The organism is Streptosporangium sp. NPDC006013, from assembly GCF_040614275.1.
GTDB lineage: Bacteria > Actinomycetota > Actinomycetes > Streptosporangiales > Streptosporangiaceae > Streptosporangium.
Genome location: NZ_JBEXUE010000065.1, coordinates 1 through 16,387, shown reverse-complemented (window position 1 = coordinate 16,387; position 16,387 = coordinate 1). Strand labels below are relative to the sequence as shown.

Below are 16,387 nucleotides of genomic sequence, written 5' to 3'. Positions count from 1 at the left end.
CGCACCGACCCGATATCCGGTGGCGGACCCGGTTGCCGGTGGTGAGGATTACGGCATGCATGTCTTCCTGGAGACCGACCGGCTCGTGCTCCGCGCGTTCACCGAGGCCGACGCCGACCACCTGCTCGCACTGGACAATGACCCCGACGTCATGCGCTTCATCAACGGCGGCCGGCCGACGAGCCTCGAGGTGATCCAGGCACAGAGCCTGCCGCGACTCCTCCATGACCACCCGTGCTTCGGCACCCGCGGCTACTGGGCCGCGGAGGAGAAGGCCAACGGGATCTTTCTGGGCTGGTTCGAATTCCGGCCCCTGGCCGACCACAGTCCCGTGGTGGTCGAACTCGGCTACCGGCTGAACAAGGCCGCCTGGGGCGCCGGCCATGCCACGGAGGGATCGCGGGCCCTGATCCGCAAGGGATTCACGGATCTCGGGGTGGAGCGGGTGACCGCGAACACCATGGCCGTCAACACGCGATCCCGCCGCGTGATGGAAAAAGCCGGCCTGTCATTCGTCCGGAGCTTCACCGAGGACTGGCCGGAGGCGATCGAGGGCTCCGAGCATGGCGAAGTCGAGTATGAACTCACCCGGACCGAGTGGAGACGGCATCGGCAGGCGCCGGCCGTCCGGTAGAACGGCGCCGCTCCGCACTTCACGGACGACCCACGACTCCTGACAACCGCTTGGGCGAGAGCCTATCCCGATGACCGGCGTCTGAGTTCGGCCAGGCCGGGGCGGAGATCGGGGCGGGGCGGGAAGATCAGGCGGTTGCCGGAGAGGGTGGGCAGGGCGAAGGCGACGGCCTTGCCGGGGGTGGCGGTAGTGAGGGTGATGACCGGATAGGCCTGGCAGTGGCCGTGCGAGAACCGGTGGGCCAGCAGCAGGCCGCGGCCGTTCTCGGCGAGCAATGGGAGACCGATCTCCTTCACCGAGTGCAGCAGGTTGAGGATGATACCGATCTCGTGCGGGTCGGGGTCACCGTCGACGATCTCGCACCAGGTGGGGATGCCGTCCAAGCTGAAGATCCGCAGCTCGTACGGCGGGCGGGCGTGCTTTTCCGCGTTGGCGGCGAGTTCGGCGACGACGAGTTCGGCGGTGTCGATGTCGTCCTCGGGCAGGCCCGCCTGCTGGAGCACCTCCCGGACGACGGCCCGGGCACGACGCGAGGCCGAACCGGGCTGCAGGACCTTCACCAGCGTGCGAATGTCACTCTGCCCCGCCGCCCTGGTGCCCGGCCCTGGCGCCCCGGTGCCGCATAGTGGGCCCCTCCGACTGGCAGGGGCCTGGGTACTGATGACGCTGACACAACAGGCGATTTATCTTCGCCGCCTGACCTTCACGCGCCGGGCGGCCGGCGACATCAAAGCCCTCTACGACGGGGCAGCGGTGACGACGTCCCGCGTTCGGCCGAAAGCATCGAGACTGCGAAGGGCGCCGCGTAATGCTCGGCTGGCGTAGCGGGATTTGCGATGATGGCCGGGTGGAAGTGTGGTTCACGGAGCGCGGAAGGGTTGAGGTGATGACGTACGACCCGAAATTGGCTGCCGCGCTGTCAGGCGCCCCACTCCGCCGACTCGCGCATTGGCGCAAGGCCGACGTCATGGGCGTTGATCAGCTCCAGGGCCCGTGAATCAGACAGCAGCGTGAGCGCGTGGCGGCGGCTCAACCGGCCTCGGGAGCGGCGGACGGTCCCTCGGTTGGGAACAGGATCGGGCTGAGCAGGTATTGCGCACGGCCGGGTGTGGATTGGTTCGCCAGTCGGGGCGCGATCGCGCTGCGCAGTTCGCTGATCATCTCGAGGAGCTCGTCTCGACTGAGCCAGACAGCATGCTGTCGGTAGCCGACGAGGTCTGCCACCGGGTCGGCGTGATCTCGTTCGAGGTAGGCGTTGAACTCGGCGAGCAGGATGGCCATCGCCGTGGCGAATCCGCGCCGATGATCATCGAGCGACAGCGACTCAATCATGTCGGCATCGATCGCCGCTCGATCCTGACGTAGCCGATATCGGCGCTCCACCGCGCCGCGTACCCGCTGCTCGTCGGCCACTTCCAGGACGCCCCCGGACGCGAGCAGATCGATGTGCCGGTACATAGTGGCCTTCGAGACATCGGGAATCCGAGCGCACAACTGGGAAGTCGTCAGCGTCCGTCCCCCGCGCATCGCGTGCACGACTCGCAGCCGCACCGGGTGCGCCAGAAGCTCCAATGTGTCCACTCCCTTACAATCTCACATGTGCTACCTTTCTCATAAATTGAGAAAGGTGTGGGTGGGCATGACGATGGAAACCAACCCAGCAGCGACCGCCGTCGCGGTCGTCGAGATGGCATGCGAAGGACGCTTCGCCGAGATTGAGGATCTGTTCGCACCGCCCCTGCGGGCGGTGGTCACCGCTGAGGTGCTACAGATCGCCTGGGCTGCCGAGATGGGCAGGAGCGGACCGGTTTCCACCATCGGGGAGCCGGTGAGCGAGCGGATCGATGCAGAGCTGGTCCGCGTGAGTGTCCCGGTGACCAGCGAGCGCGGGGGAGTGACCGTGGCCATGGCGATCGACCACAACGGCAGGCTGAACGGTCTGCGGCTCGCCCCGGTAACCGCACCTTGGGCGCCGCCGCCGTACGCCGACCCGACGAGGTTCGATGAACACGACGTCACGGTTGGCGACGGACCTCTCGCCGTGCCCGGCACGATGAGCCTTCCACACGGGCCCGGCCTGCGACCCGGCGTGGTGCTACTCAGCGGAGGAGGAGCATTCGACCGCGACGCCACGAGCGGAGCCAACAAACCACTCAAAGATCTGGCCTGGGGGCTGGCCAGCCGCGATATAGCGGTGTTGCGGTTCGACAAGGTGACCTACACCCACAGCGACCAGGTGGCGAACACACCCGACTTCACGATGGCCGACGAGTACGTGCCGCACGCGGTCGCCGCCGCCCAACTACTACGGCAGCAGTCGAGCGTGGACCCCGCCCGCGTCTTCGTTCTCGGTCACAGCATGGGCGGCAAGGTCGCTCCGCGGGTCGCGACCGCCGAGGCGTCCGTCGCCGGTTTGGTGATCATGGCCGGCGATACACAGCCGATGCACCAGGCCGCCGTCCGCGTCGTCCGTTATCTCGCCTCGCTGGACCCCGGCCCGGCGGTGGAGGCCGCTGTCGAGGCGATCATGCAGCAGGCTGCGATGGTCGCCAGTCCCGACCTGTCATCGTCGACGCCGACCGAAGCGCTGCTGTTCGGCCGACCGGCAGCGTACTGGCTGGATCTGCGCGGCTACGACCCGGTCGCGGCCGCGGCGGCGCTGGACAAGCCGATGTTCATCCTCCAGGGCGGCCGCGACTATCAAGTGACCGTCTCGGATGACCTCTCACGCTGGAAGGCCGGTCTCGCTCACCGGCCGGATGTCACGATCCGCGTCTATGACGCCGACAACCACCTGTTTTTTCCCGGCGCAGGTCCGTCCACGCCTGCGGAGTACGAGCCCGCGCAACACGTGGACCCGGCCATCGTCGCCGACATCGTCAAGTGGCTGACGCCGGACCATGGGAAGATCGCTTGACTGGTTTCCGACGTCAAGCACCTCACGAGTTGACACGCCGAGCTCGAACTTCTCACCTCTGCCGCACCCAGCCCGTGAGGTGAGGTGGCGTGTGGCGTTCTGTCCCTTGTTGGATTGCGATCCGACGAGGGACAACCAACCCTCCAGAGCGTGGAGCGGCCGGAAGACAGGGTCAAACACCAAGGTCTCTTCCGAGGGGCGCAGGCGATCCGATTCCTTCTGGTGGTGGTGGCCGTCTTATCGTCATCAACACGTGTTGGCGTAGGGGGCGGTAGTCGTGGTCGAGGAGCAAGGCGGTGGCGGTCAGGCGGAGGACGCGGCCGTGGTGGGCGCCGCGCTGGCCGGTGACGAGGGGGCGTTCGGAGCGCTTGTCGAGCCTGTCCGCTGGGAGTTGCGGGTGCACTGCTACCGGATGCTGGGCTCCTACGACGACGCGGAGGACATCGTTCAGGAGACGTTCCTGCGGGCATGGCGCCGCCGGGAAACCTATGAGGGGCGGTCGACGTTCCGGGCCTGGCTGTACAAGATCGCGACGAACGCGTGCCTGGACCTGATCGACCGGAACAACCGGCGGGCCGTGCCGTACCAGGTTCCGCCGCTGGTCGAGTCGGGCACGCCGGTGCAGCCGCCTGCTGATGTGTCGTGGTTGCAGCCGGTCCCGGATCGGCTGCTGGAGCCGGCCGTCGACGGGGCCGAAGGGCCGGAAGCGGTGGCGGTCGCGCGGGAGACGATCGAGCTCGCCTTCCTGGTGGCGATCCAGCATCTCCCCGCCCGGCAACGAGCCGTGTTGATCACCAGGGATGTGCTGGGCTGGCCCGCCACCGAGACGGCCGCGCTGCTGGACACCAGCGTGGCGTCGGTGAAGAGCGCGTTGCAGCGGGCGCGGGCGACGCTGAAACAGCACCTACCCCAGCGGCGCGAGGACTGGGCACCTTCGGCCGAGCCGAGTACGGACGAGCGCGCGCTGTTGCGACGTTACGTCCAGGCGCATCAGCGATCCGACCTGGGCATGCTTACCGGGTTGCTCGCCGAGGACGTACGGATGACGATGCCGCCACACCCGGCGTGGCTGGTCGGGCGGGATGCGCTGCTGACCCTTACCGGACAGGTCTTCGACTCCGGCTCGGAGTGGTATCACGGGCGCTGGCACTGCGTGGTCACCGGCGCGAATCTCCAACCCGCGGTCGCGCACTATGCCGAACACTCCCGCGCACCCGAGACCAAGGACCTGACCGGGCGGTTCCGCGGCCAGGTGCTGGATGTGCTGCGGATCGACGGCGGCCGGATCACCGCGATCACGTCGTTCGCACCACGCCACTTCGCCGCGTTCGGCCTGCCCCTGGTCCTGTCGTGAACGTGGGATTCCAACGGCGCGAGGTGACCCTGGCCGGTGAGGTCCGCGGCTCGACGCAGCCGCATGGAATTCCTGCACGGCTGAGCCGGGCACCGATTCCTTTTCCGGCGCCGTGCCGTCATACAGCTAAACCCAGCAGCATCGAAGCGTACGAGAGAGGACCCCATGTCGAACAGGCAGGACACCGCACTGGCCGAGCTCGACCGGCTCGTCGGCACCTGGAAGGTGAGCGGCGAGGCCACCGGCCAGGTCACCTACTCCTGGCTGGCAGGCCGTCATTTCCTCAAGCAGGAGGTCGACCTCCAGCATGCCGGCCAGCACATCACCGGCATCGAGATCATCGGCCGGGAAAGGCCGTTCGGCGCCGAGGAACCGGGGGAGGACATCACCTCCCGGTTCTACGGCAGCCAGGGCGAAACCCTCGACTACGTCTACGAGATCAACGGCGACACGCTCACCATCTGGGGCGGCGAGAAAGGCTCACCCGCCTACTACCGCGCCCTGTTCAGCCCCGACGGCAACAGCCTGTCCGGGGACTGGATCTGGCCCGGCGGCGGCTACCACGCCGAACTGAGCCGCGTCCGATGACTGACACCATGACTACGAAGCGACTGCTGATCGCCGGCGCGGTCGCGACCCCGCTGTTCTTCACGGTGGCGTTCACCCAGGCGTTCACCCGAGACGGCTTCGATCTCTCCCGGCACATGCTCAGCCAGTTGGCGACCGGAGACCTCGGATGGCTGCAGATCGCCAACTTCATCGTCACCGGCGCACTGTTCATCGCGGCGGCCATCGGGATGCGGCGGACACTGCGCCAGGGCCGCGGGGCGAAATGGGGCCCCCTGCTGATCGGAGTCTTCGGCGGTGCACTGATCCTCGCGGGCATCTTCATCACCGACCCGGCGAGCGGCTACCCCGCCGGGTCAGCCGACGGAGTGATCTCCTGGCACGGCGCGCTTCACAACGTGGCCTCCATGGTGGCCGGCCTTGCCCTGCTGGCAGCGAGCCTGGTGTTCGCCCGCCGGTTCATCACCGGCAGGCAGAAAAGGTGGGCGATCTACAGCGTGGCCAGCGGGATCATTTACGCCGTCCTGCCACAGACCGACCCCGGGCTGATGAGCCTGCTGTTCGCCGTCGCATCGCTGATCGGCTGGGCCTGGATCTCCACGCTCTCCCTTCACCTCGTCAACACCAGCACGGCTGAGGCGACCACGCCCCAACTCCAGCGCGCATAACAATCATCAGTGGGGCCCGGTGTCAAAGGACACGGGCCCCACTTTCCATGCTCCCGCTCTCGGAGCTGCGCGAGCCCAGGGCCGGAGCGGAGGATGCCCCTCCGTGATGAGGGAAATCGGGTGCCCGGCCTTCGCGTTGCCAACTCACTCCAAGCAGATCACGCGGACCTGATCGGCCAGCACCTCGAAATACTCGGGTTGTCCGTCAAGCCACCACGTAGTGGCTCCGACCACGGCGTCGGCCGCCCACAACAGCGGTGGGATGAAGTCTGGCGAGGTACCCGAGATGACCGCCGGACCTGTTCTCCTACAGACACCGCGCAACCGAGTTGGGAGAATTCACCCGCGTTACCGGTGGATGCCAACGCCGATGTGAACACCGCCGCCGGGTCAGCGGCAACAAGGGTGAGGAGCGGCATGGCTGATCAGCGTGTAAACGACGTGGGAGCGCCTGGACAAGGCCCGGATGGCGAGGGAGAGCGTGAGGGCCTCGCCTGGGTGGTGACGGAGGTGGCCGCTCCCCAGTACGTCGCGATCGCGCTGCCGCCGGTGACCGGTCTGCTCGCTCACGGGTGGACAGGCGCGACGTGGGGTCTGCTCGCGGCGGCGTTGTGCGCCGGCGTGCCCGTAGGGGTGATCGCGGTCGGTGTGCGGCGGGGCCGCCTGGACTCGATGCACCTGGTCGACCGGAAATCCCGTAGAGGGCCGATGCTCGCCGGTCTGATCACGGTGGCGGTCGGCCTGGTGCTGCTCGCCCTGCTGGACGCGCCGGCCATCGTGACGGCGACGGCGGCGGTGATGCTCGGCTGGGTCCTGGTCATGGGTTCGATCACGATGTGGTGGAAGATCTCCTTTCACACGGGGGTGGCCGCCGGGGCGGCGGTCGTGCTGGCGCACGTGCTGCCCGCCGCGGCGACGCTTGCGGTGGGTGCCGCTCTCGTCGGTGTGATCGGTTGGGCGCGGGTACGGGTATCCCACCACACACCCACCCAGACCATCGCGGGTGCGGCGGCCGGAGCGGGCGTGGCGTGGGCGGTACTGACGCTGACGCTCTGACCTCGGTGGTCGTCGCCCACGTCACGCGGCTGGAATCGAGGTCTTCGCGTGTCCCACTTGAACCCGGCACGGAAGGGCTCGATACCCCCAAACGGGCCAGGGTGAGCCGGGCAGGGTCCGGCCCGCACTTGGGCGGCTTCAGCGGAAAGCGATGTGTTCGCCGACGATGGCCGGGTAGGGTCGGCGGCGCCGCCCCCTGCCAGGGGGAGAGGAAGTGAGCCCGGGTTTACTGCCGGAACCGACAGGACCCCGGGCTTCGCGCTTTTCCCGATCAATCGCAGCGCGATTGATCAATGATCACGCCTTCTTCAAGAATCCTCAGTAGTTCCGTGCCCCCTGTGGCCGCTGTCGCGATGACGCCCGCAAGGATGAGGTGGTCGCGAAGTTTCGCTGCGGTGGTAAGGAGCGGCTGCTGACCATGTTCTTCGCGGGGTCCGCCAAGGGCAAGGACATGATCGACCTGATGCGGATCCCCCAGAAGCGCTAAGGCCGGCTCCACAAATGCGCGCTCGGTGAACAGCCCCTCCCCAGGAGGTTCTCCCAAAGAGCCGTGCCGGTGAGAGCCGCTCATCCCGATGGCCCGGCCAGACCGGGGCAGAGATTGGGGATACGCGGGAGAGTCACCCACAAAGATCGAAGATCTCGTCAGAGGTTCGAACACTTGTTTTTATGATGGAAATGGTGAGGCTCTGGGGCCGTGCCCCTGCGCACCGGTAGCATCGGGAGCATGGTTCCGGAACTGTGTGAACGTGCCGCTCTGGTGGCGTTGCTGCAGCGCCCCGGGGCCAAGTGGCAGGATATCGCGATCGAGGTGCTGGAAACGGGCAGTGCGGTGGCCGTGCTGGAGTCCGTGCTCAGACTGCAGGACACGCTGTTTCCCGAGACGGATCCTGTGGTGTCCGCCATCGCCGGTGCGGCGGAGACCCTGCGGGGGTGGGAGGCGGCCGGCATCGAGGTCCACGCCTGCTTCGATCCCGGCTATCCGAGTCAACTCCGCAGCATCCACCAGATGCCCCCGCTGTTGTTCTCCCGAGGGGCACTGACGCATGACCGGCGGGCGATCGCCGTGGTCGGCACCCGGCAGGCGAGCGAGCAGGGTCTGCGGATCGCCTCCGCGGTCGCGACAGAACTGGCCCTGAACGACGTGACCGTTGTCAGCGGCCTGGCCAGAGGCATCGACACCGCCGCCCACACCGCCGCGCTCAAGGCGCACGGGCGCACGGTGGCCGTCATCGGGACGGGGATCAACCGATTCTACCCGAGCGAGAACCGCGCACTGCAGGAGCGGATCGCCGGTGAGGGCGCGGTGATCAGTCAGTTCTGGCCTGACGCGCCGCCGAGCAAACAGAGCTTCCCGATGCGCAACGCCGTGATGAGCGGTTACGCGGCGGCCACGGTGGTGGTGGAAGCGCCCTGGAAGAGCGGTGCGCGTATTCAGGCCCGGCTCGCATTGGAACACGGCCGTCCCGTGGTAATGCCAGATCAACTCCTGGAGCACGACTGGGCGCGGGAATACGCGAAAAAACCCGGCGTCCATGTGGTCGCTGGCCTGGAAGAGTTACTCTCGGTGGTGGAACAGTTGATCTCGGATCTGCACACCGGCCCTGAATCGCTTCCGGAGGCCCACCACCTTGCCTGGAGCAGTTGACCCCTGGAAACTCGTACGCGCACGTGTCGCCCAGCAAGCCCACTATCTACGCAATCCACTCAGGCCCACGCCCCTGCTGTTCTTCATCGAGGATCATCTCGGCTGCGTGGCACGGGCGGCCCACATCACCCGGTGGAGCCACGTGGCGGTCGTACCCAGCACAAGAGGCCGGTCGGGTGAGCATCCGCTACGGACGCTGCTCGGCAGTCGGATCGGGCTGCCCTGGGTGAATTTTTCCGTCAACCCGAACATCCCCTCCGACGTCCGCGAGTTCCGGGCGGACCGGTTCAGCGTGTCGGACGGGGAGGTCAGGGGCGCCCAGGTGCTTCTGCTCGATGACACCTGGACCACGGGATCCCGGATCCAGGCGGTGTCGTACGCGCTGAAGCTGGCGGGTGCGGAAAGGGTCGCGGCCGTCGTGTTGGGCCGTCATGCGAACCCGGAGTGGGACGGCTGGAAGCCGATCCTCCGGCAGATCAAGGACCAACCCTTCCGACTTGACACCTGCCTGGTCCACGAGCATTGACCGGCGGTCTTCGGATACGGAAATCCAGGCATGCGCGCCCAAGACGGCGGCCATGCCCCTGTCTGTCACCTCAACTTCGCCTTACTCATTCCGCGCGCATGACAAGGGTCCTGACGACCGTGCCCCGGAGTGGCTCCGGCGTGCGGGAGCGGACCGCGGCTGCGCTGTCACGACACTCCTCGCGGCGCTCGGCGCGGCAGACCCAGCAGCGGTTGTCCACATCGGCGGCCGTGTTCGCGGCGGAGGGGACTGCGCGACATCGCAACCGGACGTGACCCGGCGGGGAAAGATCAGATTTCCGGCGTAAATCGCCCAGGGGTCGCGCGGCGCAGGTCGAAGAGGTCCGACGGGGAGATGGGCATCCGGTCGATCCGGATGCCCTCGGCGTCCTCGATCGCCGAGGCGATCACCGCGGAGACCGGGATGACCCCCGCCTCGCCCGCTCCCTTGATGCCCAAGGGGTTGAGCGGGGACGGGGTCTCCAGGTGGGCGGTCTCGATGAAGGGCACCTCGGTGGCGTACGGCATCAGGAAGTCCATGAACGAGGCGTTCAGCAGCTGGCCGTGGTCGTCGTAGACCATCTTCTCGTACAGGGCGCCGCCGACGCCCTGGGCGACCCCGCCGTGGATCTGCCCCTCGACGATCATCGGGTTGATCAGGTTGCCGCAGTCGTGCACCACGGCGTAACGCAGGATGCGGATCTCCGCGGTCAGCGGGTCGGTCTCCACGATCGCCGCGTGCATGCCGGAGGCGAAGGTCGAGCGGATCGGCGAGTAGTAGTCGCGCCCCTCAAGACCCGGCTCCTCCCCCTCGGCCACCGGTGGCCGGTCGAAGGACGAGGCGCCCGCGAACTGGGTCGCCCTGGCCGCCTCGGCGTCGAAGGCGTAGCGCAGCGGGTTGGACAGCACCGCCACCGTCGCCAGCGGGATCGTGGTGCCGGGAGCGCCGACCACCCGCACCTCCCCGTCGACGATCTCCAGGTCCCGGGGGTCGGCCTCCAGCGCCTCCGCGGCGATCCGCAGCGCCTTCTCCTTGACCTTCCTGCAGGCCAGGGCGATCGCGTTGCCGCTCATCACCGCGGCCCGCGAGGCGAACGTGCCGACCGCGTAGCCGAACCTTCGGGTGTCCCCGGTGACCACCGAGACCCGTTCCAGCGGCACGCCCAGCTCGGTCGCGGCGATCTGCGCGAACACCGTCTCGTGCCCCTGGCCCTGGGAGGTGAGCCCGGTGGAGACGTGCACCCGGCCGTCCGAGGTGATCTGGACGTGCCCGCCCTCGTACGGGCCGACACCGGTGCCCTCGACGTAGCAGCCGATCCCGATCCCGATCGCGCGCCCCTCGGCGGCGGCGCGGGCCTTCAGCCCGGGGAAGTCGTCCCAGCCGATCAGCTCCTTGAGCAGCCGCAGCGACTCCGGGTAGTCGCCGCTGTCGTAGATCAGCGGGCGGCCGTCCTGGAAGATCAGGCCCTGGTCGTAGGGGAACTCGTCGGGCTGGATGAAGTTGGCCGCGCGCACCGCGGTGCGGTCGGCCCCCAGGTGCTCGGCGATGTGGTCCATGGTCCGCTCCATGCAGAAGACCGCCTGCGGGCGGCCCGCCCCCCGGTACGGGGTGACCTGCACGGTGTTGGTGTAGATCGAGGAGAACTCGACCCGATAGGCGCCGATCCGGTACGGGCCGAGGAGCTGGGTGGAGGTGATGATCGGCACGATGATCCCGTACGGCGTGTAGGCGCCGTGGTCGTGCAGGATCTCGACGTCCAGGCCCAGAATCCGGCCCTCGTCGTCGAAGCCGACCCGGACCGACTGCACCTGGGCGCGCTCGTGCGCGGAGGAGATGAAGTGCTCGCGCCGGTCCTCGGTCCACTTGACCTCCCGGCCGAGCGTGATCGCCGCCCACGGGACCAGGATCTCCTCCGGCCAGGGGTGCACGATCTTCACTCCGAAACCGCCGCCCACGTCCGGGGCGACCACCTCGACCTTCGGCAGCGGCAGGCCGAGCTTGGCCGCGATGGCCATCCGGACGCTGGTGGAGGTCTGGGTGCTGGAGTGGACGCGCAGCGAGCGGTCGTCGGCGTCCCAGCGGGCGTGCACGCCGCGCCCCTCCAGCGGCATGGACGCGCTGCGCTCGATGTCGAGCCGGAAGGCCAGCGTGTGCGGCGCGGCGTCGATGGCCTCGCGCGCGCCGAGCCCGGCGGCCGAGGGCACCTCCTGAACCAGATGCGCGCCGACGTTGCCCGGCACGTCGGCGTGCACGAGCTGGGCGGACTGCGCGGCCTCCTCCACCCCGACCACCGGCTTGAGGATCTCGTAGTCGACCTCGATGAGCGCGCAGGCGTCCTCGGCGAGGTAGCGATCGCGGGCGACGACCATCACGACGGGCTCGCCGACGTGCCTGACGATCTCGCGGGCCAGCGGGTACGCGGTGCGGCCGTGGGTCAGCGCCGGATGCGGGATGAGCAGCGGCAGCGGCTCGGCGAGCGCGCCCGGCAGATCCTCCCAGGTGTAGATCGCCACCAGCCCCTCGACCTCGATGGCGGCCGAGACGTCGATGTCGCGGATCCGGGCGTGGGCGTGCGGGGAGCGGACGAACGCCGCCTGCAGCGCCCCCGGCGCCAGGTCGTCGAGGTAGAGGCCGCGCCCGGTCAGCAGCCGGGGGTCCTCGCGCCGCCTGACCGGCTCGCCGAACAGTTTCGTGGTCATGATCGCCTCACCGGGACGTGTCTCCTGCCTCGCCCACCCGAGGGTCCTCCGGAACCGCCCGGGGATTCCCCGCGCCCGCTCAAGGCTCCTCCGCCATGATCTCGGCCGCGCGGTGAACGGACTTGACGATGTTCTGGTAGCCCGTGCACCGGCACAGGTTGCCGGAGATGCCCTCCAGCACCTCCTCGTCGCTCGGCGCCGGGTTGTCCCGCAGCAGCGCGGTCACCGTGCACAGGAAGCCGGGCGTGCAGAAGCCGCACTGCAGGCCGTGGCACTCGGCGAAGGCCCGCTGCACCGGCGAGAGCGTGCCGTCCTCGCCGGCGAGCCCCTCCACCGTGGTGATGTCGCGCCCGTCCACGGTGACCGCGAACGTCAGGCAGGAGCGGACGGGCTCGCCGTCCAGCAGCACCGTGCAGCACCCGCAGACCCCGTGCTCGCACCCGACGTGCGTGCCGGTCAGGCCGAGGTCGTGCCGCAGGCAGTCCGAGAGCAGCCGCCGCGCCGGGACCGCGGCCTGCCTGACCACCCCGTTGACGGTCAGCGTGATCTCATGCATCTACGGCCTCCCTGGCGGCGTCACGGAGTGCCTGCTCGGTGAGGACTCCGGCGAGGTGCCGCCGGTAGGCGGCGGTCGCGTGAATGTCTGCCTCCGGCTCGATCCCGTCCTGCACGGCGCGGGCCGCCGACGCCCAGTCCGCCGAGTCCGGCGGCCGGTGACCGACGGCCTCGGTGACGTCGACGAGCACCGGGACGGGGCCGAGGCTCACGCACGCCACCGTGGCCGAGGTGATCCTCAGATCGTCGTCCAGTACGACCAGTGCCGCGATCCCGGCCAGGGCGTAGTCGCCGTGCCGCCGGGCGACCTCGCGGAACGCGGTGCCCGAGCGCGGGGGCGGGACGGGGAAGAACGCGGAGACGGCCAGCTCGCCCGAGTCGATCGCCGACTCCAGGGGGCCGGTGAAGAAGTCCTCGGCGGCCACGTCCCTGACGGCGCCCGGCCGGGCCAGCCGTACCGAGCCCCTCAGCAGGGCGAGCACGGCCGGTAGTTCGGCGGCGGGGTCGGCGTGGGCCAGGCTGCCGACCACGGTGCCCCGGTTGCGGATCACCGGGTGGGCCACCAGCCTGAGCGCCTGGCGCAGCAGCGGCTGGGCCGCGGCGACCTCCTCGGAGCGTTCCACCGCCGCGTGCCTGGCCAGGGCGCCGACCCGCACTCCGCCAGGCTCGACGTCGACGGCCGCCAGTTCGGCCAGCCGGTTGATGTCGACCAGGTGCGCGGGGGCGACCAGCCGCATGTTCAGCAGCGGGATCAGGCTCTGCCCCCCGGCGAGCACCTTGCCGTGCTCCCCGGCCCCGGCGAGGGCATCGAGCGCCTCGCCGAGGGAGCGGGGGGCGTGGTATTCGAAAGGGGGTGGTTTCACCCGGCGGCCTCTCGTTGTGGCTCTGACACCTCTGCCGGACCGGCGCCGCCCCGTCCGGAGATGGTCCGGAGCAGGTGGTAACCCACCACCACCACGATGGTGCCGAGGGCGATGCCCTCCAGCGTGAAGTCCGAGCTGATCATATGCTTGACCGGGCCGATGGCGAGGATGATTCCCGCCCCGATCGGGACGAGGTTGACCGGGTCCGCGAAGTCGACCCGGTTCTCGATCCAGATCTTCGCGCCGAGCAGGCCGATCATGCCGTACAGGATGACGGTGATGCCGCCGAGCACGCCGCCCGGCGTGGCCGCGACCAGCGCGCCGAACTTCGGGCAGAGGCCGAACAGGATCGCGATGACGGCGGCGATGTAGTAGGCGGCCGTCGAGTAGACGCGGGTGGCGGCCATGACGCCGATGTTCTCGGCGTAGGTGGTGGTCGGGGAGCCGCCGAAGGTGCTGGCCACCACCGTGGCGGCGCCGTCGGCGATGACCGCCCGGCCCATGTACGGGTCGACGTCGGTCTTGGTCATCTCGCCGACGGCCTTGACGTGGCCGACGTTCTCGGCGACCAGCGCGATCACCGCGGGCAGCACCAGCAGTACGGCGGAGAACTTGAAGTCGGGGAAGTGCATGCTCGGCAGGCCGATCCAGTCGGCCGCCGCCACGTCTTTGAAGCTCACCCTGGGGTGCGTGTCGACCGCGCCGGTGGCCGCGTTGAAGGCGGTGATGTTGCCGAATACCTTGTCGGCCGCCCAGGAGAGGACGAAGCCGATGATCAGGCCGAGCAGGATGCCGATCCTGCCGATGAAGCCCTTGAAGAGCACGATGGCGACGAAGGTGACGATCATCGTGATCAGCGCCATCCACTGGTCCTGCGGCCAGTAGACGTCGGCGACGACGGGCGCCAGGCCGAAGCCGATCAGCATGACGACGGCGCCGGTGACGACCGGCGGGAAGACCCGGTTGATGACCTGCACGCCGAGGAAGTGGACGGCCACGCCCACGAGCGCGAGTACCAGTCCGGCGACGAGGATGGCGCCGGTGACGATCGCGTCGGTGGCGGGCGTGTCACCGCCCATGAGCGCCCGGATGGCGAGCACGCCTCCCACGAACGACGCGCTGGTCCCGAGGTAACTGGGGACCTTCCCCTTCACGATGAGCAGGAACATGATCGTTCCGACGCCCGAGAACATGATGGCGACGTTGGGGTCGAGTCCCATCAGCAGGGGGAAGACGAACGTGGCGCCGAACATCGCCACGACGTGCTGCGCCCCGAACCCGAGCATCCGCGGCCAGGACAGCCGCTCGTCGGGTCTGACCACCTCTCCCGGGGCGAGTGTTCGGCCATCGCCGTGTTTCGTCCAACCTGCAACCATCGAGCCCCACCTTTCACCGGGCCGTCGGTCGGTGGCCACCCCGCGGGCATCCCTCCGGCGAGTCCCTTACTACCGTTGCGGGCACATTAGGACTGAGTCCATGCGCGGACATCGTCATGATCTGCCAAATCTGAGCAGCTGACCAGTGAATGCCTCGCGCACCACCAGCGAGAACGCCCGGTGAAGGACACGGGGGACGGTGAAAGATATAGGTATGTGACATAGTCGGCAGCACGGACGGCCCGTCGCGGCCCGTCGCGGCCGGAGAGAGCGGCCGGAGGCAGGCGGACGGCTCGCCGGAGAGCAGGGCGGGGCCGGTGACGGGATCAGGCTCCGGCGGCGACCACCCGGATCTCGAAGCCGTCGCCGGTCACCACCTGGCCGTTACGTATCTTGCAGGTCTTGCGGAGCTCGACCTCACCGTCCACCAGCACGTTGCCGTCGGCGATGAAGTGCTTGGCCTGGCCGCCCGTCTCGGTGACGCCACAGTACTTGAGCAGGTCACAGAGCGGAATGTAGTCGGTTTCCAGCTCGAAGGTCTCGTTCACGCCGAACAGCTTAGGTCCCGCGCGCTCCAGGACGCGGGTGCTCCTTCGGACGCCGGCTCCCGCGCACGTCCGGGACGCGGAGCACCGGTCTCAGATCCCCCTCATCCGCAGGACGTGCAGGGCCAGGGTGAGGTTCAGCCGCAGGTGGGCGTCCTCGGTGAAGCCGCCGAGCATCCGTTCCAGCTTGCCGATCCGGTAGCGCAGCGTGTTGTAGTGGAAGTGCAGCCTGCGCGCCGTCTCCGCCACGTTGAGGTTGGTCTCCAGCAGCACCTGCAGGGTGCGGCGCAGGTCGGCGTTCTCCGCGTCGTCGTCGGAGGCGAGCGGGCCGAGCGTCTCGCGGACGAAGGCGTGCAGCTCGGCGGTGTCGTTGACCAGGGAGAGCAACCGGTAGACGCCGAGCTGGTCGAAGTGCGCGACCGCGCCGTTGCCGTGGAGCTGGCGGCCCACCCGCGCGGCCTTCAGCGCCTGGCCGTACGCCTCGGGCAGCGCCTCGGCACCGACGGCGGTGCGGCTGGCGCCGGTGGAGAAGGTGGCGGGCAGGCACTCGGCGAAGGCCACGGCGGCGTCCTTGGCCAGGCGGTCCGCGTCGACCGCCGCGTCCACGATGGTGACGACCTCGTGGGAGAAGCCCGCCACCGCGCCGCGCGCGTCGTGGCGGCGCATCGCGCCGGTCCAGCAGGTGACCAGCCGGTCCTGGGCGGCGCGCTCGTCGCCCTCCGGATCGAGCTCGGCCACCAGCACGGTGACCGGGCGCTGCAGGTCCCAGCCGAAGGCCCTGGCCCGGGAGGAGACCCGCTCGGAGCCTCCCGCCCTGCCGGTGAGCACGTCGCGCAGGAAGTCGGCGCGGTACTTGCTCTCGACGGCGTTGACCGCCTCCTGCCGGTGCTCGACGTCGCGGTCCGGCTGGTCGTGATCGTCGCGGTCTTCCTGGTGCTGCCGCTGGTCGCCGGGCAGATGGAGCACAAGGTCATGGCGC

General features: G+C 68.9%; 16 protein-coding genes. 8 read left to right on the top strand and 8 right to left on the bottom strand.

The window, feature by feature from the left end; translation table 11 throughout:
• Window positions 1-55 precede the first annotated feature (55 nt).
• On the top strand, window positions 56-634 hold the full coding sequence (locus ABZ260_RS13150; protein ID WP_355616361.1) for a GNAT family N-acetyltransferase: 579 nt from the start codon (window positions 56-58) through the stop codon (window positions 632-634).
• A gap of 62 nt (window positions 635-696) precedes the next feature.
• Here the strand turns inward: ABZ260_RS13150 and ABZ260_RS13145 are convergent, their stop codons facing one another.
• Window positions 697-1,194, bottom strand: a complete 498-nt coding sequence (locus ABZ260_RS13145) for an ATP-binding protein (protein WP_355616359.1) — start codon at window positions 1,192-1,194, stop codon at window positions 697-699.
• A 469-nt stretch (window positions 1,195-1,663) separates the two neighbouring features.
• On the bottom strand, window positions 1,664-2,161 hold the full coding sequence (locus ABZ260_RS13140; RefSeq protein ID WP_355616357.1) for a helix-turn-helix domain-containing protein: 498 nt from the start codon (window positions 2,159-2,161) through the stop codon (window positions 1,664-1,666).
• Between ABZ260_RS13140 and ABZ260_RS13135 the strand changes: the two genes are divergently transcribed.
• From ABZ260_RS13135 to ABZ260_RS13105, 7 genes are all read left to right on the top strand, one after another.
• Window positions 2,094-3,551: an alpha/beta fold hydrolase gene (locus ABZ260_RS13135; protein WP_355616355.1), complete on the top strand. Its 1,458-nt coding sequence runs from the start codon at window positions 2,094-2,096 to the stop codon at window positions 3,549-3,551. The two genes, ABZ260_RS13140 and ABZ260_RS13135, sit on opposite strands and share 68 nt — an antisense overlap.
• Before the next feature lie 277 nt (window positions 3,552-3,828).
• Window positions 3,829-4,905 carry a sigma-70 family RNA polymerase sigma factor gene (locus ABZ260_RS13130; protein WP_355616353.1) on the top strand — a complete coding sequence of 359 codons (1,077 nt, stop codon included), beginning with the start codon at window positions 3,829-3,831 and terminating at the stop codon, window positions 4,903-4,905.
• A 165-nt stretch (window positions 4,906-5,070) separates the two neighbouring features.
• Window positions 5,071-5,493, top strand: coding sequence for a hypothetical protein (locus ABZ260_RS13125; RefSeq protein WP_355616351.1), 423 nt, complete (start codon window positions 5,071-5,073; stop codon window positions 5,491-5,493).
• An 8-nt stretch (window positions 5,494-5,501) separates the two neighbouring features.
• On the top strand, window positions 5,502-6,140 hold the full coding sequence (locus ABZ260_RS13120; protein ID WP_355616349.1) for a DUF998 domain-containing protein: 639 nt from the start codon (window positions 5,502-5,504) through the stop codon (window positions 6,138-6,140).
• Window positions 6,141-6,557: 417 nt separating this feature from the next.
• Window positions 6,558-7,196 carry a phosphatase PAP2 family protein gene (locus ABZ260_RS13115; protein WP_355616347.1) on the top strand — a complete coding sequence of 213 codons (639 nt, stop codon included), beginning with the start codon at window positions 6,558-6,560 and terminating at the stop codon, window positions 7,194-7,196.
• A gap of 727 nt (window positions 7,197-7,923) precedes the next feature.
• Window positions 7,924-8,844, top strand: coding sequence for a DNA-processing protein DprA (locus tag ABZ260_RS13110; RefSeq protein WP_355616345.1), 921 nt, complete (start codon window positions 7,924-7,926; stop codon window positions 8,842-8,844).
• On the top strand, window positions 8,828-9,370 hold the full coding sequence (locus tag ABZ260_RS13105; RefSeq protein WP_355616343.1) for a phosphoribosyltransferase: 543 nt from the start codon (window positions 8,828-8,830) through the stop codon (window positions 9,368-9,370). The genes ABZ260_RS13110 and ABZ260_RS13105 overlap by 17 nt, the downstream gene beginning before the upstream one ends.
• 290 nt (window positions 9,371-9,660) lie before the next feature.
• Here ABZ260_RS13105 and cutA read toward each other — a convergent pair whose 3' ends face one another.
• The 6 genes from cutA to ABZ260_RS13075 all read right to left on the bottom strand — a co-directional run.
• Complete coding sequence (cutA, locus tag ABZ260_RS13100) at window positions 9,661-12,069, bottom strand: aerobic carbon-monoxide dehydrogenase large subunit (RefSeq protein WP_355616341.1); 2,409 nt, start codon at window positions 12,067-12,069, stop codon at window positions 9,661-9,663.
• Between the two features lie 79 nt (window positions 12,070-12,148).
• Window positions 12,149-12,625, bottom strand: coding sequence for a (2Fe-2S)-binding protein (locus ABZ260_RS13095; RefSeq protein WP_355616339.1), 477 nt, complete (start codon window positions 12,623-12,625; stop codon window positions 12,149-12,151).
• A complete protein-coding gene (locus ABZ260_RS13090; RefSeq protein ID WP_355616337.1) occupies window positions 12,618-13,487 on the bottom strand; it encodes a xanthine dehydrogenase family protein subunit M in 870 nt (289 codons plus the stop codon). Before ABZ260_RS13090 ends, ABZ260_RS13095 begins: the two co-directional genes overlap by 8 nt.
• Entirely contained in the window at window positions 13,484-14,863 is a 1,380-nt protein-coding gene (locus ABZ260_RS13085) for a solute carrier family 23 protein (RefSeq protein ID WP_355616335.1), read from the bottom strand. The genes ABZ260_RS13090 and ABZ260_RS13085 overlap by 4 nt, the downstream gene beginning before the upstream one ends.
• Before the next feature lie 326 nt (window positions 14,864-15,189).
• Complete coding sequence (locus tag ABZ260_RS13080; protein ID WP_343967406.1) at window positions 15,190-15,411, bottom strand: RNA-binding S4 domain-containing protein; 222 nt, start codon at window positions 15,409-15,411, stop codon at window positions 15,190-15,192.
• Window positions 15,412-15,501: 90 nt separating this feature from the next.
• A partial coding sequence (locus ABZ260_RS13075; protein ID WP_355616333.1) for a helix-turn-helix domain-containing protein occupies window positions 15,502-16,387 on the bottom strand: 886 nt, incomplete at its 5' end.